22 protein-coding genes and 2 pseudogenes are annotated in these 21,693 nt (G+C 39.9%); all 24 read right to left on the reverse strand.

Annotation, left to right across the window (positions count from 1 at the left end; genetic code table 11):
* Nucleotides 1–210 precede the first annotated feature (210 nt).
* Nucleotides 211–1,236 carry a stage II sporulation protein D gene (gene spoIID, locus IPU53_RS00645; RefSeq protein ID WP_207446363.1) on the reverse strand — a complete coding sequence of 342 codons (1,026 nt, stop codon included), beginning with the start codon at nt 1,234–1,236 and terminating at the stop codon, nt 211–213.
* A gap of 234 nt (nt 1,237–1,470) precedes the next feature.
* A complete protein-coding gene (gene murA / locus IPU53_RS00650; RefSeq protein WP_207446366.1) occupies nt 1,471–2,778 on the reverse strand; it encodes a UDP-N-acetylglucosamine 1-carboxyvinyltransferase in 1,308 nt (435 codons plus the stop codon).
* 32 nt (nt 2,779–2,810) lie between these two features.
* Nucleotides 2,811–3,509 carry a YwmB family TATA-box binding protein gene (locus IPU53_RS00655; RefSeq protein ID WP_207446367.1) on the reverse strand — a complete coding sequence of 233 codons (699 nt, stop codon included), beginning with the start codon at nt 3,507–3,509 and terminating at the stop codon, nt 2,811–2,813.
* A gap of 299 nt (nt 3,510–3,808) precedes the next feature.
* Nucleotides 3,809–4,045 (reverse strand): DUF1146 family protein, encoded by a 237-nt coding sequence (locus IPU53_RS00660; RefSeq protein WP_207446368.1) that lies wholly within the window; start codon nt 4,043–4,045, stop codon nt 3,809–3,811.
* Nucleotides 4,046–4,302: 257 nt separating this feature from the next.
* Nucleotides 4,303–4,704, reverse strand: a complete 402-nt coding sequence (locus IPU53_RS00665) for a F0F1 ATP synthase subunit epsilon (RefSeq protein ID WP_207446369.1) — start codon at nt 4,702–4,704, stop codon at nt 4,303–4,305.
* A gap of 18 nt (nt 4,705–4,722) precedes the next feature.
* Complete coding sequence (atpD, locus tag IPU53_RS00670) at nt 4,723–6,144, reverse strand: F0F1 ATP synthase subunit beta (RefSeq protein WP_207446370.1); 1,422 nt, start codon at nt 6,142–6,144, stop codon at nt 4,723–4,725.
* A 33-nt stretch (nt 6,145–6,177) separates the two neighbouring features.
* Entirely contained in the window at nt 6,178–7,035 is an 858-nt protein-coding gene (locus tag IPU53_RS00675) for a F0F1 ATP synthase subunit gamma (RefSeq protein WP_207446371.1), read from the reverse strand.
* A gap of 113 nt (nt 7,036–7,148) precedes the next feature.
* Nucleotides 7,149–8,657: a F0F1 ATP synthase subunit alpha gene (gene atpA / locus IPU53_RS00680; RefSeq protein ID WP_207446373.1), complete on the reverse strand. Its 1,509-nt coding sequence runs from the start codon at nt 8,655–8,657 to the stop codon at nt 7,149–7,151.
* Between the two features lie 32 nt (nt 8,658–8,689).
* Nucleotides 8,690–9,226, reverse strand: a complete 537-nt coding sequence (locus tag IPU53_RS00685) for a F0F1 ATP synthase subunit delta (protein ID WP_207446375.1) — start codon at nt 9,224–9,226, stop codon at nt 8,690–8,692.
* A gap of 2 nt (nt 9,227–9,228) precedes the next feature.
* The gene (gene atpF / locus IPU53_RS00690) at nt 9,229–9,735 is read right to left on the reverse strand and encodes a F0F1 ATP synthase subunit B (RefSeq protein WP_207446377.1); all 507 of its coding nucleotides are present in this window, start codon (nt 9,733–9,735) and stop codon (nt 9,229–9,231) included.
* 205 nt (nt 9,736–9,940) lie between these two features.
* On the reverse strand, nt 9,941–10,153 hold the full coding sequence (gene atpE / locus IPU53_RS00695; protein WP_057982634.1) for a F0F1 ATP synthase subunit C: 213 nt from the start codon (nt 10,151–10,153) through the stop codon (nt 9,941–9,943).
* A 62-nt stretch (nt 10,154–10,215) separates the two neighbouring features.
* Nucleotides 10,216–10,926, reverse strand: a complete 711-nt coding sequence (gene atpB / locus IPU53_RS00700; RefSeq protein WP_207446379.1) for a F0F1 ATP synthase subunit A — start codon at nt 10,924–10,926, stop codon at nt 10,216–10,218.
* A 22-nt stretch (nt 10,927–10,948) separates the two neighbouring features.
* Nucleotides 10,949–11,326, reverse strand: a complete 378-nt coding sequence (locus tag IPU53_RS00705; protein WP_207446381.1) for an ATP synthase subunit I — start codon at nt 11,324–11,326, stop codon at nt 10,949–10,951.
* 426 nt (nt 11,327–11,752) lie between these two features.
* Nucleotides 11,753–12,895, reverse strand: a pseudogene (wecB, locus tag IPU53_RS00710) (non-hydrolyzing UDP-N-acetylglucosamine 2-epimerase).
* 118 nt (nt 12,896–13,013) lie between these two features.
* On the reverse strand, nt 13,014–13,643 hold the full coding sequence (gene upp / locus IPU53_RS00715) for a uracil phosphoribosyltransferase (RefSeq protein ID WP_207446383.1): 630 nt from the start codon (nt 13,641–13,643) through the stop codon (nt 13,014–13,016).
* Between the two features lie 181 nt (nt 13,644–13,824).
* Nucleotides 13,825–15,060, reverse strand: coding sequence for a serine hydroxymethyltransferase (gene glyA / locus IPU53_RS00720; protein WP_207446385.1), 1,236 nt, complete (start codon nt 15,058–15,060; stop codon nt 13,825–13,827).
* Nucleotides 15,061–15,305: 245 nt separating this feature from the next.
* Nucleotides 15,306–15,854: a TIGR01440 family protein gene (locus tag IPU53_RS00725; protein WP_207446386.1), complete on the reverse strand. Its 549-nt coding sequence runs from the start codon at nt 15,852–15,854 to the stop codon at nt 15,306–15,308.
* On the reverse strand, nt 15,851–16,318 hold the full coding sequence (gene rpiB, locus IPU53_RS00730; protein WP_207446387.1) for a ribose 5-phosphate isomerase B: 468 nt from the start codon (nt 16,316–16,318) through the stop codon (nt 15,851–15,853). The genes IPU53_RS00725 and rpiB overlap by 4 nt, the downstream gene beginning before the upstream one ends.
* Before the next feature lie 304 nt (nt 16,319–16,622).
* Complete coding sequence (locus IPU53_RS00735) at nt 16,623–17,570, reverse strand: methyl-accepting chemotaxis protein (protein WP_441297446.1); 948 nt, start codon at nt 17,568–17,570, stop codon at nt 16,623–16,625.
* Nucleotides 17,562–17,912 (reverse strand): annotated as a pseudogene (locus IPU53_RS25715) (HAMP domain-containing protein); the annotation flags it as partial. The gene IPU53_RS00735 and the pseudogene IPU53_RS25715, both read right to left, overlap by 9 nt.
* A 33-nt stretch (nt 17,913–17,945) precedes the next feature.
* Nucleotides 17,946–18,380 (reverse strand): low molecular weight protein arginine phosphatase, encoded by a 435-nt coding sequence (locus IPU53_RS00740; protein ID WP_242697974.1) that lies wholly within the window; start codon nt 18,378–18,380, stop codon nt 17,946–17,948.
* A gap of 218 nt (nt 18,381–18,598) precedes the next feature.
* A complete protein-coding gene (locus IPU53_RS00745; RefSeq protein ID WP_242697975.1) occupies nt 18,599–19,177 on the reverse strand; it encodes a manganese efflux pump MntP in 579 nt (192 codons plus the stop codon).
* Between the two features lie 152 nt (nt 19,178–19,329).
* Nucleotides 19,330–20,391, reverse strand: coding sequence for an L-threonylcarbamoyladenylate synthase (locus IPU53_RS00750; RefSeq protein WP_207446930.1), 1,062 nt, complete (start codon nt 20,389–20,391; stop codon nt 19,330–19,332).
* Between the two features lie 151 nt (nt 20,392–20,542).
* Entirely contained in the window at nt 20,543–21,343 is an 801-nt protein-coding gene (gene spoIIR / locus IPU53_RS00755; protein ID WP_207446391.1) for a stage II sporulation protein R, read from the reverse strand.
* Nucleotides 21,344–21,693: the final 350 nt, after the last annotated feature.

Here is a 21,693-nt window from a genome sequence, read left to right on the forward strand (position 1 = left end):
TTTTACCTTTTTAAGAATTGAAGAGGTCAAACTATGCGCTGTTCTTTTTTCACTTTTTCAACCAAAACAGGCACGGCCTGTGGCTGCACCGTGCCCCTTTCTTCACTTTCCAACCAAAAAGGGAACGGCCTGTGACTCGCCATGCCCCTTTTTCACTTTCCTACTGAGACGGGAACGGCCAGTTAAGGCATTTGCCCAAATCGATTTCTCTCAAGAACTAAATGCAAATTGCTTTTCAAATAATTGGTTGGCTTCAGATATGTGGATATCATGGTAATAATGTTCCACAATCTCTCGATAATCCTTCCCTGCTTGGGCCATTCCATTCGCACCATACTGGCTCATCCCAACGCCGTGTCCATAGCCTTTTGTTGTGATGGTGATTGAATCACCATCCCTAACCCACCGGAAGTCAGTTGAGCGAAGATCAAGTTTCTCCCTTATTTCCCGTCCAGAGAATGTTTTATCAGCAATTTTAACCGTCGCTACTTTATTTCCTGAAGTCTTGCCAGTAATCTCTCCAACTTCCTTTTCACTGCCGATGCTCACTCCTAGCAATGTTTCAAACTCCTCAACTGGTATTTTTTTCTCACTCTCAAAATTAGGCGCTTTGCTATCCCATGGACTTTCAACACTTTTCAAATAGGGGATTTTATCCTTCCAGTACTCCTCTGCATTTTCCGTGTAACCATTGCTGGTTGAAAAAAAGGAGGCAGTAATCGGCTTATCTTTATAAGTAAGGATTTCTCCTTTTGTCGTTTGAACAGCTTCGGAAACTTTTTTATATTTCCAGTCAAAGTCTTTTCCCCACAGTTCTTTCAACTCATCTTGATTTTTAAACACCTGATGGGTTACTGTATCGGTAATATTTGCCCCTTCTGGAACGGATTCTTCATCTGTTTGCAGTAAAAAATTCACAACATATGTCCTTGCGGCTAAAGCTTGTGCTTTAAGAGCTTCTACCTCAAAATTAGCAGGCATCTCCATCGCCACTACTCCCGTTACATATTCCTCTAAAGGGAAGGTCTCAATTTCTTTAGATTCATCGCGAAACACCGCCACATCTGGCTCTGATTCCTCTGGTGCCTCCGCTGTTTCTTTAGCGGATTCGACTTTTTCCTCTTCCCGAACTACGGTTTTTTCATCTTTTGAAAATAGCACAAGTAAGGAGGGGATGATGAATGTTAGAGTAATGAGAAGTGTAGCAGAAATAAAAATAGGCTTGATTGATTTCATTTGAAATTCCTCCATATCCATATTGTAAAAAAACTGTTCGTTCAACTCCATGTATATGGGCTAGGACAAGCAATTATGTCATTTTATCGAATGAACATTATGTATCAGGAAGGCGATGAATTGATTCGCATATTATTAGGCGCCTACACAGGTATGTACAGGAGGAAAAAGTAAAATAAACCTGAATCCAGTGAGCTTTCTCTAGAATCCAGGCTTATTTCGTGTTTAGTATTATTAAATTTCTGTTACATTTGCTGAAGTAACTTCTTCTTCCTTTGCTTCTACTTGATCCGCAACTCTTTCAATATCGGCACCAAGGGCCTTCAATTTCAAGTGGAAATCTAAATAGCCACGATCTAAATGATGTAAATCCGTAACACGGGTATAGCCGTCAGCCGCAAGACCACCCAAAATTAGCGCTGCAGCGGCACGTAGATCAGTTGATGAGACCTCTGCCCCCTGCAGTTTACAAGGGCCTGTAATGATCACAGAGCGACCTTCAATTTTAATATCAGCATTCATTCTTCGGAATTCTTCCACATGCATATACCGATTTTCAAATACCGTTTCCGTAATAAGGCCTGTGCCATCCGCACATAAAAGCAATGCCATAATCTGCGACTGCATATCTGTCGGAAAGCCTGGATGTGGCATTGTTTTAATATCAACAGCCTTTAAACGGTCAGGTCCAATGACTCGAATGCCGTTTAGTTCCTCAATAATTTTCACATTCATTTCTTCCAATTTTGCTATGACAGAAGATAAATGTTCAGGAACCACGCCCTCAATAAAGACATTTCCACCTGTAATGGCTGCAGCGGCCATGAAAGTACCTGCTTCAATTCTGTCAGGTATAATCGTATGATCCGCACCATAGACCTTTTCGACTCCAACAATACGAATAGTGCCAGTGCCTGCACCTTTAACATTAGCCCCCATCTTATTTAGGAAATTGGCAAGATCCACAATTTCTGGTTCTTTTGCGCAATTCTCAATAATGGTTTCACCTTTTGCCAACACAGCTGCAGTCATAATGTTTTGCGTTGCTCCAACGCTTGGGAAGTCTAAATAGATTTTTGCTCCTACTAAACGATCAGCTGTCGCTTCAATAAAGCCATTATCTACCTTCACCTTTGCTCCCATTGCTTCGAAGCCTTTTAAGTGTAAATCGATCGGTCTTGAGCCAATCGCACAGCCTCCTGGTAAAGCAACTCTTGCTCTACCAATTCTACCTAATAATGGTCCCATTACCTGTACTGAAGCTCGCATCTTACGCATATATTCAAATGGAGCTTCAATATTAAGGTGATCCGTGGCATCTACTGTAATTAGTTTATTTTCAAATTCTACATTAGCATTGAGATGGCGTAACACTTCGCCAATTGTATATACATCGGAGAGAGATGGAACATCCCGAATGATGCTTTTTCCCTCACTTGCTAATAATGATGCGGCGATCACAGGTAGAACGGCATTTTTAGCACCTTCAACTTTTACTGTACCGTTCAATCTGTTACCCCCGCGGACGATGATTTTTTCCAAGAGAATTCCCCTCCGCGTCCGTAGTCCTTATATTAATATTCAATCGTCAAGATGGGTGTGCCGATCACAAAAGTCGTTCCATTGCCCAAATCATTGTTTCTTAATCCCAATTGTACATTCATTTGTTGGTCTGTTAATGCTAAAGTTTGGGTAAAAAGAGAAGAATATGCTGAAATGGATCGAAATTTATGTTCTTTAATGGATTCAATTTCTTTTGCTTGTAAAGATTGCATAATATGATTGGTAAATTCATCGATAGAATTATTGAATTCGCCTTTAATACAAGAGAACAAATTTGGTTCACCATTAAAAAGGGTGTTCATACGAAGGCTAGCGATTTTCGAAGCCCGCATCCCAGTAGCTTCGTCCCAGTCTGTACCTGTTAGCTCGTATGAAATAAATGGAGTATCTTTTTGTTGATTGTTCATGATCTGAATGGTTTCATTATATGTATCAGTGTTTAAGATTCCTACCACGGAATCCTCACTAACCGTCCATTCCATTTCTGGATATTGAAGTATATATTGATCCACATCCAAATCTTGAACAGCTTCTCTTGCATACAGAGACCATTCAATTATTGTTCCATCTGCTTGTTCAACTGAATTCGCTATTTGTTGAAGATCTTCTATATTTGTCCTCGCACTAAACTTATTCCCATTAAACATTAAGATAAAACAAAAAACACATAAGCCGGCCATAGTCGTAAGCTTGTAAAAGTTCGTTTTCATGTCCCATTCCCCCTTACTAACATTGTTTCCTTTAGGGGGAAAGACATACAAATAATATAACGCAAAATCAGACGAACAATGACTTTATATCCGACAAAATTCGCACACATCAATACACATATTATACAAAAGTTCCCGGTTTGCAAACAGGTAAAAAGCACCATTATTATAATAAATTTATTTATTTGTTATAATTCAGACATATTTTGTTGACAAAATGATTGTCATGATGGATTAAAAAATGTGTGGTAAACCATGAGGCAGTAATTCAACATCAACTAATGGACAAGATTTTAGATTTAAAAAAGCAATTGTAATTGTTTTGACCAATCCAAATAATCAAGAAAAAAATTACTCACTGTCGAGCCAATCACAATCGTTAAAAGGACATATAGTAGTCGTGCTTGGAATACACGATTTCCTCCTCTGAGTAATTTATCAAAATGAAGAGCTTGTAAGGCAATGAAGGCTATGCCAATGAAAAACAAATGTGAAATAATATTGATCAACGCCTGTTGACCTAAATTCTCAAGCAAAAGCTCAACCTCCTCTACATATTGGGCGCTTTTATGTCTATCCAGTTAAACAGATATGACCAAAGTGAAGAATCGGAAAAATGAACACCCTCCAATCAAGCGATCAGAAGGTGTTAAATTAAATTTTAAGTGGATGTTCAAAAAGTCCGGTAAAAATGACACTGGGAATTTCTTCGTTGGCTTGCTTCTCCGCTGCTCAAAGCTACGCCGCCTCGAATTTCTTGGTCCTTTTTATCCTCCTTTTTTTAACACGCTCTTTAATGATGTTTATAAACATCAATACGATTCATCGCTTTCTTCAATGCCAACTGCGCACGTTTAAAGTCCACATCATCCTGGTTTCCTTGTAGAAGTCTTTCGGCACGCTTCTTTGCTTCCTCCGCACGGGCAATATCGATGCTGTCAGCTTTTTCAGCCGTTTGCGCTAAGATCGTAACTTTCTCTTGTTGTACTTCAACGAAACCGCCATTGACCGCAACAAATTCTGTTTCATTGCCTTTATTGAGGCGGACGGCACCAATTTGTAAGGGCGCAACCATTGGAATATGACCAGGAAGAATACCTAGCTCTCCGGATTCTACCTTTGTGGTGACCATTTCAACATCGCCATCAAAAACTGGGCCATCGGGAGTGACAATATGAACTTGCAATGTCTTCATAACTTTCCCTCCCTATTTTTAAACTTCTACGCCCATTTCTTGTGCTTTTTTAATTGCGTCTTCAATTGGTCCAACAAGACGGAACGCATCTTCAGGCAAGTGGTCATATTTACCATCTAACAATTCTTTAAAACCTCTTACCGTATCTTGAACAGAAACGTAAGAACCAGGTTGACCTGTAAATTGTTCCGCAACATGGAAGTTTTGCGATAAGAAGAATTGAATCCTTCTAGCACGAGCAACAATCAATTTATCCTCATCAGACAGCTCATCCATCCCTAGAATCGCAATAATATCTTGCAACTCACGGTAACGCTGAAGCGTCTGCTGAACTTGACGTGCAATTTCATAATGCTCTTCCCCAACAATTTCAGGAGAAAGGGCACGTGAAGTAGATGCAAGCGGGTCCACCGCAGGATAAATCCCCATTTCGGAAAGCTTTCTTTCCAGGTTTGTCGTTGCATCCAAGTGAGCAAAAGTTGTTGCAGGTGCCGGATCAGTATAGTCATCCGCAGGAACATAAATGGCCTGGATAGATGTAACAGACCCCACATTGGTTGATGTAATTCGCTCTTGCAATTGCCCCATTTCGGTTGCAAGTGTTGGTTGATAACCAACTGCTGATGGCATACGGCCTAGAAGTGCTGATACCTCTGAGCCTGCTTGAGTAAAACGGAAAATATTATCAATAAAGAACAGAACATCTTGTCCTTGATCATCACGGAAATATTCTGCCATCGTTAGGCCAGTTAGAGCTACACGCATACGTGCACCTGGTGGTTCGTTCATTTGTCCAAAGACCATTGCTGTTTTATTAATAACTCCAGAGTCCTTCATCTCGTAGTAAAGGTCATTACCTTCCCTCGTACGCTCGCCAACTCCAGCAAACACGGAAATTCCTCCATGTTCTTGCGCAATATTATTAATAAGTTCCTGGATCAAAACGGTTTTCCCTACTCCCGCTCCACCAAATAGACCAATTTTTCCACCTTTAATATAAGGAGCAAGTAGGTCAACTACTTTAATTCCTGTTTCAAGGATTTCAACTTCTGTTGATAATTGATCAAATTTCGGTGCATCACGGTGAATTGGATCCCGTCGTGCATCACTGGCAAGTGCTTCATCAAGGTCGATGTTTTCTCCTAGCACGTTGAAAACTCGTCCGAGTGTTACATCACCAACAGGTACAGAAATAGGTGCGCCCGTGTTAACAACTTCCATACCACGCTGTACTCCATCTGTAGATGCCATGGCAATTGCGCGGACAGCGTCATCGCCTAGATGAAGGGCTACTTCCAATGTTAAATCAATATTTACTTCAGATTCTGTTTGCGCCTTATACGATACTTTCAGCGCATTATAGATGTCAGGGAGTTGGCCGCTTGGGAATTTCACATCCACGACCGGTCCCATTACTTGAAGAACCTGTCCATTGTTCATCTTGTCCCCTCCTACCTGGGTTCATGTAAAATATTATTCTAAAGCTGCAGCTCCACCAACGATTTCAGTGATTTCTTGAGTAATCATTGCTTGGCGAGCTCGGTTATAAGATAATGTTAAATCATCGATAAGGTCAGATGCATTATCTGTGGCACTCTTCATAGCAGTCATCGTTGCTGCATGTTCACTCGCTTTTGCATCAAGAAGTGCCCCGTAAATTAGACTCTCAGCATACTGAGGAAGCAATACTTCCAAAATGGCTTCAGGAGATGGTTCATATTCATATGTCATCAATTTTGTAGAGGTAGCAATTTCATTAAGTGGAAGAATTTTCTTAGCCGTTACTTCCTGGGTCATGGCACTTACAAAATGATTGTAATACATATATAACTCATCAAAGGTGCCATCAGAGAACATTGCAACTGTTTTGTTAGTAATCTCCATAATATCAGCAAAATTAGGTTGGTCTGGCAATCCATTGATCTCCAGGACAACATTCATATTGTTCTTCAGGAAAAAGTCTCGCCCCATTCGTCCAATCGCAATGATGGCATACTCATCTTTTGATTTATGACGCTCTTGGATTTTAGTATTAACGGCGCGCAAAATACTACTATTGTAGGCACCACATAATCCACGATCCCCAGTAATCACTAAATACCCGGTTTTTTTCACTGGACGTGATTCTAACATCGGATGAGTCACATCGCTACTACCTAAAGCAATACTTGCGACCACTTCCTGAATCTTTTCCATGTAGGGAACGAACGACTTTGCGTTCATTTCTGCACGGTTAAGTTTAGCAGCAGCCACCATTTGCATAGCTTTTGTAATATGACTCGTTTTTTGAGTGGAGGTAATGCGAGATTTAATATCTCGTAAGGAGGCCATCTAAGTTCACCATCCTTTCCCAGTATTTAAAACTCATTTATAAGTAGATCACGCTATTGATCAATATGGTCCACTTATAAATAGAGTCATGTTTCGAACATTAAATAGTTCTCTTATTCACTTTTCGCAAATGTGTTTTTAAATGTATTGATGGCATCAGCCATTTTTTGCTCATCTGGAAGTGCTCCAGTCGTACGAATTTCTTCTAAAAGTTCTGCACGGTTATGATCCAGCCAAGCTGATAAGCCATCTTCAAAGCGAAGAATATCATGAACAGCGATATCATCAAGGAATCCTTTTGTTAATGCATATAGGATCATTACTTGCTTTTCTGCTTTAATTGGTTTATTTAGATCTTGTTTTAATACTTCTACTGTACGTTGACCACGTGCTAATTTATCTTGGGTTGCTTTGTCAAGATCTGAACCAAATTGAGCAAATGATTCTAATTCCCGAAAGGAAGCTAGGTCAAGACGTAAAGTTCCTGCTACCTTTCTCATAGCTTTAATTTGGGCAGATCCCCCTACACGTGAAACGGATAATCCTGGATTGATCGCAGGACGTACACCAGAGAAGAAAAGATCAGATTGCAAGAAAATTTGCCCATCTGTAATCGAAATTACGTTTGTTGGAATATAAGCAGAAATATCGCCTGCTTGTGTTTCAACAAATGGCAGAGCTGTTAATGAACCACCGCCTCTAGCATCACTAAGCTTCGCAGCACGCTCTAATAGACGAGAGTGGAGATAGAATACATCCCCAGGATATGCCTCACGACCTGGTGGACGGCGAAGTAATAGTGAAAGCTCACGGTAAGCAGCTGCCTGCTTGGATAAGTCATCATATACAACAAGTACATGTTTACCGTTATACATGAATTCTTCTCCCATTGTAACTCCAGTATAAGCTGATAAATACAAGAGTGGTGCTGGTTGGGAAGCCGAAGCAGTTACGACAATGGTATAATCTAATGCTCCATGCTTACGCAGAGTTTCAACTGTTCCACGGACAGTTGATTCTTTCTGACCAATCGCCACATATACACAAATCATATCTTGGTCATTCTGATTCAAAATCGTATCAATGGCAACCGTTGTTTTCCCTGTTTGTCTGTCCCCGATAATTAATTCACGTTGTCCACGTCCAATTGGAACAAGTGCATCAATGGCCTTAATCCCAGTTTGTAGTGGCTCATCAACCGATTTACGATCCATAACACCAGGTGCTGGTGATTCGATTGGACGTGTTTTCGTTGTATTAATCGGGCCAAGTCCATCTAAAGGTTGCCCAAGTGGATTCACGACACGACCAATTAATTCTTCCCCGACTGGGACTTCCATAATCCGTCCAGTCCGTCTAACCTCATCACCTTCACGAATATCTGTAAAAGGACCTAAAATTACTACCCCAACATTCGATTCTTCAAGGTTTTGCGCCATTCCCATGACGCCAGTAGAGAATTCAATCAGTTCTCCTGCCATGACATTGTCCAGTCCATACACGCGGGCAATACCATCCCCGACCTCGATGACCGTACCAACATCATTTACTTCCATATCAGCCTGATAATTCTCAATTTGCTTTTTTATCAGTGCACTGATTTCCTCAGCATTGATGCTCATGAATTTCACCCCTCATTTTTCAAAAGACTTCATCAAGTCGTTAATGTTTTCGCAAGACGATCTAATTGCCCACGAAGGCTTCCATCAAAAATGCGATTTCCTATACTTATTTTAATCCCACCCAGAAGCTCAGAATCGACAATATTTTCAATGTTTAACGAACGTCTACCTACTTTTTCTGCAAATGTTGCTGAAATGGCTTCTGTTTCCAAGGCGGTTAATGCTCGAACAGAATAAACCGTTGCTTCTGCTATCCCATGATCTTGATTCGCATAATTAATGAAAGAGCTAGCCACATCTACAATGTGCTCTTGGCGATTTCGATCAATTAAAAGCATAATGGTGTTGACTACGCTTGGAGATAGTTTAGCAAAAGCTTCTTTCGCAACATCTTTCTTTTGCTGTATCGTGAGATTAGGAGAGGAAAGTAGTGTAATTAAATCTGGATTGTCTTTCACTGATTTTCGTACAACACGAACTTCTTCTTCCCATTTTTTCACTTGGTCTTGTTCTTTGGCTAGTTGATATAAGGCTAAACCGTAACGTTCAGCAACAACATTTTTGCTCATACTTATTCTCCTGCCCTTTGAACATATTCATCAATTAGTTTTTGTTGATCTTCTTCATTCAATTCTTTTTCAATAACTTTGGAAGCAATCATAACAGACAATGAGGCTACTTGTTCACGCAATGCAGTAATCGCCTGTTCTTTCTCTTGCTCAATTTCAATACGTGCGGAATCCTTCAATCGTTCAGCTTCTTGCTTCGCTAGTTGAACGATTTCCTCACGTTGTACTTCTCCATGCTGTTTGGAGTTTTCGATCATTTCTTGTGCTTCTTGACGAGCCTTCTTTAATAATTCTCTTTGTTCTTCCAATAGTTGATTGGATTCAACTCGACTTTTTTCAGCCTCTTCAATTTCAGTGGCAATATATTCTTCACGCTTGATCATAACACCCATTAATGGGCCCCAAGCAACTTTTTTAAGTATGAACAATAATACTAAGAACGCTATCAAGGTGAATGCAATATCTCCACCATTAAAAGCCTGTCCTAGCACTAAACTATTTGCAAGCACGGTATGCTTCACTCCCTTCAAAATCAAGGCAACTTTTTTTCAAAAACATGATAAAAAACAAACATTTACATTTAGTAAATAAAGCAATGGCGAAGTTTTTAAGTAAGCTTCGCCATTTTCATCTAGTAATAAACTCCGCCAACTGAAAGATAGGCGCCTACTACATTATGTAAATGGACCGCCACATCGGCAAATGGAGCCTTTATTATCTTCCTTGAAGCATAAATGCAATAACGGCACCCATGATTGGAATCGCCTCAACGATACCAACACCGATAAACATTGTTGTTTGAAGCATTCCACGAGCTTCTGGTTGACGAGCCATTCCTTCAACTGTTTTTGAAACGATCATACCGTTACCAAGACCTGCTGCTAGAGCTGATAAACCAATTGCGATTGCTGCTGAGATTGCATACATTATTATTTTCCTCCTCGTTTATATAAAAAAGTATGTTTTCCGCTATTAAAAACGGGTATATATTAATGGTCAGAACTCACTTTATGTGAGATATAAACCATCGTTAACATTGTAAAAATAAAGGCTTGCAGTGCACCTACAAAAATACTGAATCCTTGCCATACCATTAACGGTAAAAATCCACCGATTGTACCAATAAATCCTGTTGCGGCCATTGATGCTAACAAAGTAATTAAGACCTCTCCAGCATAAATGTTACCGTAAAGACGTAGCCCTAAGCTAATTGTATTGGCCACTTCTTCAATAATTTTAAAAGGAAACATAAATCCTACTGGTCTGAAATAATCCTTACCATATTCCTTGAATCCTTTCATTTTCACACCGTAATAATGTGATAAAGCGATTACCATCGCAGATAATGTTAAGGTTACTACAGGGTCAGCGGTTGGTGATTTCCACCAAAGATCATCTTGGACAATGACTGCCATTGGTAACCCAAGCATATTCGCTACAAAAATAAACATGAGTAGCGTGATCCCTAACAGATGAAAGTTACCACCTGTCTTCCAATCCATGTTGCTATTAATAATGCCTTTTACGAAATCCATAATCCATTCCATGAAGTTCTGCATGCCGGTTGGTTTCATTTCAAGCTTCCTTGTGGCAATAACAGCAATAAGAATGACGATGAGAGCCGTAACGGTAATCATTAGCACATTGGAAAGGTTAAACGTAAGCCCCGCTATCTCTCTTAATGGCGCTTCATGTTCCAAATCAGATTCACCTCTCTTCCGATTACTTTCGGGGTTTGAAAATTTGCTGGATCATAAAATCTATCATAATAACTGCATAAGCAGTCACTATTCCAATTATAACACTTCCTAAATGAAATACATCGGGGAATTCCATAGCCACATAAACGGCTAATATGACCGCAGCCATTCGTATTAGCATTCCCATTCCGTATACTTTTTTTCCTTCTGTGACAGCCAATCCAAGTCTTTTTGTCTTCCGATAAAGATTCCAGTGATTGTAAAGACTCACGACGGTTCCCAAAATTAGCCCCATAAATATAGTTTTATATTCTGTAAATCCCCAGCCCAACACATATATGGCTAGAAAGTAGAGCATATATTTACAGTGTCTAATAAATAGTTGTTGAATTTCTGACATTTAGATATCTCCCAAAGTCGTATACTTGGAGGCTAATCTGTAGGACAAACAGCTGAATGGCGACAGCATGACGACCAGAAAAACGATACTTGGATCTTCTGCTATTTTTACTTAGTAAAATTGAAATTAAAGATCGCATTTAACTGAGATTCTGATTAGACATACTACGACATAATGTGCGGAAAAACTATGACCTTTTTCGCATAAAACAAACCTTTATATGTAATTGGGCCCGTTTCTATGTATTACGTGGATTTGACCGGTTATCCACAGCCTTTTTTAGCATACAATAGCACTATATCAAAGTCAATTGATTTCCTATTAATTTATTACAGAGGATTTTTATTTTTTTCTAAATTTGTTCACAAAATTACCATAAAATTCTTTCTTTGTTTTGATCCTCTGAAAACATCACTCAGAATCCCTTTATTCAAAGGGATTTGGCCCTTTTGAGCTTTGATTAAAATGATATAAAATGGCTTTACAAATTCTCTCAGAAGCATGCCCTTCACCATAAGGGTTAGAAGCATAAGCCATTCTGTTATATTTCTCTTGATCCGTAAGTAATTCACTTGCTAGCTTATAAATTTGTTCTTCTTCTGTTCCTGCAAGTTTTAATGTGCCCGCTTGAATGCCTTCTGGTCGCTCTGTTGTATCTCTAAGTACTAGAACTGGAACACCTAGGGAAGGAGCTTCTTCCTGGACGCCACCAGAATCTGTCAGAATTAAGTATGCTCGCTCCGCAAAATTATGAAAGTCAATGACATCTAAGGGATCGATTAAATGAATACGTTTATTTTCCCCTAATACGTCTTGAGCTAGTTCCCCAACAACGGGATTAAGATGGACAGGGTAGACAACTTGTACATCGGGATGTTCTTGAACAATCCTTTTTATCGCTTGAAACATATGTCTCATTGGTTCGCCCAAATTTTCCCGTCTATGAGCAGTTACAAGAAGAAGACGATCCTGTCCGATCTTTTCAAGCACTTCATGGTGATATTCCTTTTTAACAGTTGTTTGCAAAGCATCAATCGCTGTATTCCCAGTAATAAAAATGCCCTCTCTCCGCTTATTTTCCTACAATAGATTGTTGGCAGCAGCTTTTGTTGGGGCAAAATGCAAATCGGCTAATACTCCTGTTAATTGGCGATGAATTTCTTCAGGAAATGGAGAATGCTTATTCCAAGTCCTCAAGCCCGCTTCTACATGTCCTACCTCTATCTGGTTATAAAAGGCAGCTAAACTAGCAATAAAACTTGTCGAAGTATCCCCATGAACAAGAACGATATCCGGCTGTGCTTCCTTCATTATCCGGTCTAATCCTGCTAGCCCACGTGTGGAAACATCTATTAACGTTTGCCGATCCTTCATAAGATTCAGATCATAGTCAGGGCGGAGAGCAAATATCTTTAAAACTTGATCTAGCATTTGCCGGTGCTGGGCTGTCACTACAACAGTAGATTCAAATTAATCCGGATTTTTTTGCAGTTCCAGTACGAGGGGAGCCATTTTTATCGCTTCTGGTCTTGTCCCAAACACAGACATCACTTTAATTTTCTTCTCCATTTTCATATCACTTCCTACAGCCAATTCCCAATTATGGGTGAGATAATTCAAGCGGTTCCAAATCTCTATATAAAAATTAACCCGGGCGATTCTCCACCTGGATTAATTTTTAAACTCATTATTTCGTACCAAATAACCGGTCTCCAGCATCTCCTAATCCCGGAATAATATAGCCTTTTTCACTTAACTTTTCGTCTAATCCCGCGATGTATATATCTACATCTGGGTGAGCCTCCTTCATTGCTTCGACTCCCTCTGGAGCAGCAATAAGACACATAAACTTAATATTTTTTGCACCACGGCTTTTTAACGAATCAACCGCAGCGATCGCTGAACCGCCGGTTGCTAGCATTGGATCCACTAGAATTAACTCCCGTTCGTGAACATCATTTGGCAATTTCACATAATATTCTACAGGTTTAAGTGTTTGGGGATCACGATAAAGACCAACATGACCTACCTTTGCAGCCGGAATAAGATTAAGTATTCCGTCCACCATTCCAATTCCGGCGCGCAGAATTGGCACAATGGCAAGCTTTTTCCCAGATATCACCTTCGCTTTTGCTGAAGCAACAGGTGTTTCTACCATCACTTCCTGCAAAGTCATTTCTCTTGTAATTTCAAACATCATCAAAGTTGCCACTTCATCTACAAGCTCACGAAATTCCTTTGTCCCCGTATTTTTATCACGAATATATGTAAGTTTATGTTGAATGAGAGGATGATCGAACACATATACTTTAGCCATGGTATCTCTCCTTTAAAATTTAAGTACGTAACCATATCATTTATCAGCTTAACTCAACATTCCTTTGATTATTCTACAGAAAAGGAGATAGTAGAGCAAGAGAAATAATTGGAATCTTATTATCTAAAATTTGTATTTCAAAAAAATCCGCCCCTCAATGTGAGGAGCGGATTGTAAATGTTTATTCATATAGAGAAAATTTTGCTGTTAAAGTCGCGACACGCTCGCGTGCTTCTTCAAGTTTAGCTTCATCTTCATGATTCTTTAAGACCAATCCAATCAATGAGGCAATTTCATCCATTTCTTCCAGTCCAAAACCACGGGAAGTTACTGCAGGTGTACCAATTCTAATACCACTTGTCGTAAATGGACCTTCTGGATCAAAAGGAATTGTATTTTTATTCACTGTAATTCCAATATCATCCAATACTTTTTCTGCTACTTTTCCTGTCAATCCAACTGAACGAACATCAAGAAGAACCAAATGATTATCTGTTCCTCCCGACACTAGTTTTAATCCTTCTTTTTGTAAGGATTCGCCAAGACGCTTTGCATTATCAATCACATTCTGACTGTATACTTTAAACTCGTCTGTCATTGCTTCACCAAAGGCTACAGCTTTAGCGGCAATCACATGCATAAGCGGGCCACCTTGAATGCCAGGGAAAACAGATTTATCGATCTTCTTGCCAAATTCTTCTTTACAAAAAATCATTCCACCACGCGGACCTCTCAATGTTTTATGAGTGGTCGTTGTAACAAAGTCGGCATAAGGAACCGGATTTGGGTGATGCCCAGTCGCAACTAGGCCTGCAATATGCGCCATATCCACCATTACATAAGCTCCTACTTCATCGGCAATTTCACGGAACTTTTTAAAATCAATTGTCCGAGGATAAGCGCTAGCTCCGACAACAATCAATTTTGGTTTATGTTCTATCGCTTTTTGACGGACATCTTCGTAATTAATATAGTGAGTTTCTTGATCCACACCATATTCTACAAAGTTATATAGAACTCCACTAAAATTAACTGGGCTTCCATGAGTGAGGTGACCACCATGTGAAAGATTCATTCCAAGTACCGTATCACCTGGCTCTAAGATAGTAAAGTAGACAGCCATATTGGCCTGTGCTCCTGAATGTGGTTGCACATTGACATACTCGGCTCCAAAGATTTCCTTCGCACGATCTCGCGCTAGATTTTCGGCAACATCCACATACTCACAGCCACCATAATAGCGACGACCTGGATATCCTTCTGCATATTTATTCGTCAAAACAGAGCCTTGCGCTTCCATAACAGCAGGACTCACAAAATTTTCTGATGCAATGAGTTCAATCTTTGTTTGCTGACGTTTTAATTCATTTTGAATCGCTTCGTACAATTGTGGATCTTGTTCGGCAATGATGCTCATTTCTCATTCCCCCTATTATTTGACTGTATCGACTTTTGTAAATTCATTCTTATTCTACCATGTAGAAAATTCCTTGCAAACAAAATTCAGATTATTTCTTGTTATTTCTTAACATTCTCGTCAAAATCTAAAATAATGTTCAGCTTTTACAGAAGACGTCTTAATAAGAGAAATGGCAATTAAGGGGTGATTACCATCCAGTACCATTCTGCCTTAATCCTTAGAGATTTTCTTGATAAAATGATTTACTGTTCATAAATAGCGCGTGCTCCACCAATTAATTTTGGTCGGGTGATGGCACTCGTGACATGGGCATAGCCAATTTGCTTTTGCTCCATTCTGATCGGAACAGCGACAGGTTTTAAATGCATACCAATAAATGTATCTCCTATATCAATACCAGCATCCGCTTGAATCGTTTCTACTACGACAGCCTCTTCAAAATGTTGAAAAGCGTAGGTTGCCATGGAACCGCCCGCATGCGGAGCCGGGATGACGGAGACTTGTTCCCAGCCTTTTCTTTTCGCAATCTCCTTTTCGAGCACCAAGGCTCGGTTTAAGTGTTCACAACATTGAAATGCTAGAAATAACTGTTGCTCATCTGCATATTTATGGAGCGCTTCAAATAATACTTTTGCAACTTCCATTGTTCCGGATGTTCCAATTTTTGCTCCTATAATCTCTGATGTAGAACACCCAATTACTAGTATGCTTCCTTGTGCAAGGTGAAAATGTTCTTTACATCCTTGAATAAGTTGTTTCACTTCCTGTTTCCACTTTTTCGGTTCGTTCATTTTTCCGTTTCACTTCCAGAAGCCGCCTCTTCTTCATAGTTGTTAATCTTTTCAACCCTTTGTTGATGCCGGCCACCTTCAAATTCGGTTAATAGCCATGTTTTAGCAATTTCACTCGCTAATCCTGCACCAATTACTCGCTCTCCCATAGCTAATACATTGCTATTATTATGGAGTCGAGTCATTTTCGCACTAAACACATCATGAACAAGCGCACAGCGAATTCCTTTTACTTTATTGGCTGATATGCTCATGCCAATTCCTGTTCCACATATAAGAATCCCACGGTCAAATTCACCATTCGCTACTTTCTCAGCAACAGGCATTGCATAATCAGGATAATCAACAGATGTTTCACAGTCACAACCGAAATCCTGATATTCTATTCCCAGTTCTTCCAATAATTCCCGAATCACTTCACGGATTTGAATCCCACCATGGTCTGATGCTAGTGCTACCTTCATTTTAAATTGCCTCCTTAAAAGTAAGGACCGTTCTTATAGAGGATGTTAAAAAAGTCCGGTAAAAATGACACTGCGAGATAAAGGATCTTCGACTAAGTTCCGACACGTCCTGTGGGCACGTAGAAGTCAGTACATCCTGTACAAGTCCGCTGCTCGAAGGCTTCGCCGCCTCGAAATTTCGACGTACAGGATGTACTAGTGTCGGCGTTGTTGACAGGAAGTCAGCGTAGTCGCCGACTTGGTCCTTTTTATCCTCCTTTTTTAAACACACATTTATCTGAACGGTCTGATAATCATACTACTATTATAAATAAAAACGGGCAATTGTGTCTTTTAATTTGCTGGCTTGTTTTTCTAAAGCAATCGCTAATTGGTCGATTTCTTCCATATCTTGAGCTTGTTTGCTCGCAACCCGTGCCACTTCTTCCGATCCTGCCGATGTTTCTTCAGCAATCGCCGCAACTTCTTCTGCTTGTCCAGAGGTTTCTTGGACATTCTCCAATTGTCGCTCCACCAGCTGTAATATATCAGCAACAGAGGTGGCTGAATGATGAATGGTTTCCGTCATTTTCCCGATAACAAGATTGGTTTGTTTTCCTCTATCTACCTCTTCTTTAGCAGACGTCACTTGGTCTGTAATCTGTTCGACTACCTGTTTAACTTCCATTTGAATATTTTGTAAGAGTTCTGTAATCCCGTGCACAGCATTTGCACTTTCATCCGCTAGTTTTCTAACCTCTTCTGCAACGACTGCGAATCCTTTTCCTTGTTCCCCTGCCCGGGCCGCTTCGATGGAAGCATTTAACGCTAACAAGTTGGTCTGATTGGCAATATCCCCAACAAGATGAATAATTTCTTCTACCTTAGAGGCATTATCTTCTAATCTTTTAACAGACTTAAGAGATTGATCATTTCGATCAGCTAATTGTCCAATGCCAACGACAAGGGAGTCTACTACCTTCTGGCTTTCTTTTAATTCTGTTAGCATTTCTTGAGAGATGTCTTCCGATTTTCTAGCCTTGTCCTGCACCAGTTGTGCAAGTCTTGTGATATCTTCTACCGATTCCGCTGTGGCCTGGATAGCAGCGGCAGAGCTTTCAGCACCAGAAGATATTTCAGAGATCGTATGTGCGACACTTTCTGCCTCTACGGACACCTTTTTAGACTTTTGCGAAATTGAAACCACATTTTTATTCGTTTGAGTAATGCTTCCTTCAATCTGTTGCACGATTTCACGTAAATTACCTAACATTTGATTAAAGGCAAGACCTAAAGATCTGATCTCGTCATCTGTTTTTCCTACCATAACATCAGTACCGATGTCACCTTCCCCAGCCTTCGAAGCCGCCTCTTTTAAACTTTGAAGTGGCTTTGTCATGATGGTGGCGCTTAAATAAGCAAGAATCCCGGACCAGATAATACCTAATAATAAAGTTAGAATAGTAAACGCCTGCTCATTTATATATTGATCAACAAATGGATAAATAAAATACAAGAAAATAGCACTTGTTGAAAATGTAACCACTGCCAATGTCGTTGTGAAAACAACTAGTTTTTTCTGTAAGCCAAAACGATATCGCTGTTTCTTTGTCATATTCCTGCTCCTGTCAATAGTAAGAATCCCTTTTTATTCTGTGAATATCCTGCTAATTAACTCATCTAATTCAGCAAACATCCTTTGATAGACAGTTTCATCGCCACCATACGGATCTGCAATATCTAGCGGATATTCTCCTAAAAACTCTTTTAGCGTAAAAATTTTATCAGCATAAGCTGGATAGGTATTCATAACCATATCTTTATGCATAGTTGTCATTGTAAAAACATGAGTAGCCCAATCCATATCATCCTTATTCAATGCTTTAGATAGATGCTTACAATCAATTCCTTTTTCTTGTAAAACTTGTATCGTATTGCAGGCAGCATTTTCTCCTTCAATAGCAAATAAACCAGCTGATTTCGCTATCCCCCTATTTCTCCAATTATGATTGAAGATCGCTTCAGCCATCGGACTTCGGCAAGTATTACCAGTACAAACAAAAAGCACCCTCCAACCGCTCAATGTATGATCGCCTCCATATTCTTCGCGTTTTCACATATAGGTCGAAAGACCGCATGTTACTTTGTAAAAATTATGCCATACTTCCATAAAAAAAGACAGCTTTTTCCAGCTGTCGCATACAAAAGTAGCAGCCCTGTTTAACGTCCTATATTTGCTGGGCGTAGCTAAATATAGAAAAAAGCACTTGTTTTATCTTCTCCTCATTTCAAGGTTACTTTTCACCATGGAAACGGAACTAACAGTTTTATTCCATAGGCAATTAAGATAATGCCTCCTAATAATTCACCGTATATCCCTAACATATTTTGCATTTTCCGACCGATTAACAGACCACTCCATGTCATGCCAATCGACATAGCCGAAAAACAAATAACAGCGACTGCAGCCTTCGCGCCAAAAATTCCCAGACTTAAACCTGCTGAGAAACTGTCAATACTAACTAAAAAGGAAAAGAGTAATACGCCCCATCCAACAGGGAGAAAAGTCGAACCACGATCCTTTCGAAAGATCATCAGCACCATCTGCAATCCTAGTATAATAAGTAAGATTCCACCAATATAATTAGCAATATCTCCAAAAGTACCTGATAATAAATGGCCGGCAAACATTCCTAATAAAGGCATTAGTAAGTGAAATATGCCGACAACAAGCCCAATATAAAAGATCTGTCTTAATCTTATTTTATATGCACCTATAGCAAGAGAGAGCGAAAAAGCATCCATACTTACCGCAAAAGCCATGATCATAACCGTCACAATCTCCGCAAGCAACCCACTATCCCCTTTCCCTTCGGACATGCCTATAAGGGAAACATATGCAGGAAACTATAAGACTAGAAGTTAGTTAAGAGATAAAATGAAACTTCAATCAGCGAAAAGTTTGCGACCCTCACTTATCATTCTTGTTTTCCCTCGTATTCTTGGAGCGGGCTAGTTGAACTGTTATAATATCAGTAGTCTTTTTCCCCTTGAATTATCCACTGATGCCCGGCTGCTTTTTCAAGTCGATTCATAATCGCTGCCCCTACACCCGTTTGAGGAAATATCTCCGAATAAATAATCTCAACATTCGATTTATCAAATTCACGTAAACTGTTATAGAGTCGATGAGCTACGTGGTCAAGCTTATGTTTACTGCCGACATCCAATACAAGGTCAGCCTTATATTTTCGTTTTGTTTCTGCTGAAGCAAGCATGCCTACTTTAAGTCCCTCCTTGTGCTTCTCATCAATTAAATCTTGGATCCAGTCCACTTTCCCATCGACTAAATAAAGCGGGGCACTTGGGGAATAATGAGTATATTTCATTCCAGGTGCTCGTGGTGTATTCTTCTTTTCTATAGTATTAGATGCAACTTTAATTTTATCTGATATCACATTTTCTAATTCTTCCTTCGTAATTCCACCTGGTCGCAAAATGATTGGAACCTGGCCAGTACAATCTAAAACCGTAGATTCAAGGCCAACACCTGTCGCTCCTCCATCTAAAATCCCGACGATTTTCCCATTAAGATCCTGTTCAACATGCTTCGCAGTAGTCGGACTTGGCTTACCTGAACGATTCGCACTAGGGGCAGCAATTGGAAGACCTGAGGCGCGAATTAAGGCGAGAGCAACGGGATGACTCGGCATTCGAATCGCTACTGTATCCAATCCTGCAGTCACATATTCTGATAATTCTCCAGGCTTTTTGGGAAAAATCAACGTAAGTGGTCCCGGCCAAAAAGCACTTATCAACAACTTGACTTGCTCTGATATCTCCATTACTAGTTTTTCTAACTGTTGATATTCAGCAATGTGGACAATAAGTGGATTATCAGATGGTCGACCTTTCGCCACAAATATTCGCGCTACAGCCTCGTCTGAACCTGCATTTGCCCCCAATCCATATACCGTCTCAGTTGGAAAGGCCACTATTTCGTTATCCCGAATGTACTGTGCAGCTTCTTGAATCTGTGGATAGGTTTCTAAATTATCCACAACTTTTTCCACAGACCAGTGAATTGTGTTCATCATTTGTTCCCCATTTCTATTCAATATAAAAAGTCCGTTATATTTGGCTTTATCTGTTGATAAATATCAAAAAGGCGAACTAGTTACCCACATTTGTGGATAACTAGTTCTCTCCCAGTGGATAACCCCTGTTAATTCTGTGAATAAGGATTCAAAAAATTTTATCCCATAATTCAACCAGGAAAAACTTTACTTCTACCTCGTCTTCTTGGTTGACTACCATATCCGCTTTTACTTCATGTTCCACAGTTTCTCCGTTATCCTTAGGCTTTTCTACATCAGCCTCTGCTTTCTTCTCTTCTTTATTCTTTACTTTATCTTTTTCTTGTATTTCCCGTTCTTGCAAATCCTCTTCTGCTTTGGATTCTATATGCTCTTGATCTACAGTTTCTTCTGTATCTTCTGCCGCTTCACTTATGGCTAAACTATTAGAGAAATCTAGAAAACATAATGGTGGAAAAAGCACACACCACCAATTCGCTCCTTTGCCTTCTCCAATTGTAATCACAATCGCCTCGTATGTTCCTGCCGGATAAAGATATTGACCATAAAGTTTTGTTGGAAACTGCGCTTCACCAAAATCAACTTGTACCGTATCCTCTATGTTTGCTTCTTCTAGTTTTTGATTGGCAATCTCTTCAATAATGTCTAAACGTGACCTCATCAAATGTCTAGCTTCATCAAGTGAGGTTAATTCAGCCACCCACTCATTAATCTCTTCATTTACAGCATCCCGAATTTCTCGCTTAATCGCCTGATCCTTATCCTTATCACTATTCGCCAATATCCGTAAACGAATCGCTTCATCTGGTATAACGAAAGGATCTGTTGCCTGCGCAACTTCCATCTTAGGTAAAATTAAGCTTACCGCAGACCCAATCACTAAAACCAATATATATATCCACGCAATATTTTTTTGATAGAATCTTTTTTTCATATATTCCTTCTTCATATCTAACCGCCCCCTCTACAAAAGCAGTATAGACAGAAAAATAGAATCATATACACACGAAAAGCGCAGGCGACTGATCAGCTGCGTACAAACTTTTTAGGGGACTGACGAGATAAAGGAAACACCATGAGCTTAAAAAGCGAATGGATGTTGACTTATCGTAGGAAGGCACCGAAAGTTTGCTAGCAGCTAGGAGCTGGAGCTGGACACACGAAAAGCGGAAGGCGTTTGCCAGGGGCGACAAGCAAATGTTCCTGAACCTATGAAGGGCGCTCTTTCCCTTCATAGGTTCGGGGTTATTTGACCTCGAGCCCCTAACGCCTGGAGCTAGACACACGAAATGCGCAGAC

The sequence above is a fragment of the Bacillus sp. SD088 genome (genome assembly GCF_017355205.1).
Classification (GTDB): domain Bacteria; phylum Bacillota; class Bacilli; order Bacillales; family Bacillaceae_C; genus Lederbergia.

Coding starts and splice junctions, on each gene's coding strand:
- rpiB (WP_207446387.1), bottom strand. CDS start 16,318: ATGAAGGTAGCACTAGCATCAGACCATGGTGGGATTCAAATCCGTGAA.
- IPU53_RS00725 (WP_207446386.1), bottom strand. CDS start 15,854: ATGAACGAACCGAAAAAGTGGAAACAGGAAGTGAAACAACTTATTCAA.
- upp (WP_207446383.1), bottom strand. CDS start 13,643: ATGGCTAAAGTATATGTGTTCGATCATCCTCTCATTCAACATAAACTT.
- IPU53_RS00675 (WP_207446371.1), bottom strand. CDS start 7,035: ATGGCCTCCTTACGAGATATTAAATCTCGCATTACCTCCACTCAAAAA.
- atpE (WP_057982634.1), bottom strand. CDS start 10,153: ATGTATGCAATCTCAGCAGCAATCGCAATTGGTTTATCAGCTCTAGCA.
- atpA (WP_207446373.1), bottom strand. CDS start 8,657: ATGAGCATCAATGCTGAGGAAATCAGTGCACTGATAAAAAAGCAAATT.
- IPU53_RS00685 (WP_207446375.1), bottom strand. CDS start 9,226: ATGAGCAAAAATGTTGTTGCTGAACGTTACGGTTTAGCCTTATATCAA.
- IPU53_RS00745 (WP_242697975.1), bottom strand. CDS start 19,177: ATGTCCGAAGGGAAAGGGGATAGTGGGTTGCTTGCGGAGATTGTGACG.
- glyA (WP_207446385.1), bottom strand. CDS start 15,060: ATGAGCATCATTGCCGAACAAGATCCACAATTGTACGAAGCGATTCAA.
- IPU53_RS00750 (WP_207446930.1), bottom strand. CDS start 20,391: ATGAACACAATTCACTGGTCTGTGGAAAAAGTTGTGGATAATTTAGAA.
- IPU53_RS00665 (WP_207446369.1), bottom strand. CDS start 4,704: ATGAAGACATTGCAAGTTCATATTGTCACTCCCGATGGCCCAGTTTTT.
- spoIID (WP_207446363.1), bottom strand. CDS start 1,236: ATGAAATCAATCAAGCCTATTTTTATTTCTGCTACACTTCTCATTACT.
- IPU53_RS00655 (WP_207446367.1), bottom strand. CDS start 3,509: ATGAAAACGAACTTTTACAAGCTTACGACTATGGCCGGCTTATGTGTT.
- IPU53_RS00735 (WP_441297446.1), bottom strand. CDS start 17,570: ATGTTAGGTAATTTACGTGAAATCGTGCAACAGATTGAAGGAAGCATT.
- atpD (WP_207446370.1), bottom strand. CDS start 6,144: ATGAACAATGGACAGGTTCTTCAAGTAATGGGACCGGTCGTGGATGTG.
- spoIIR (WP_207446391.1), bottom strand. CDS start 21,343: ATGAAGAAGGAATATATGAAAAAAAGATTCTATCAAAAAAATATTGCG.
- IPU53_RS00705 (WP_207446381.1), bottom strand. CDS start 11,326: ATGTCAGAAATTCAACAACTATTTATTAGACACTGTAAATATATGCTC.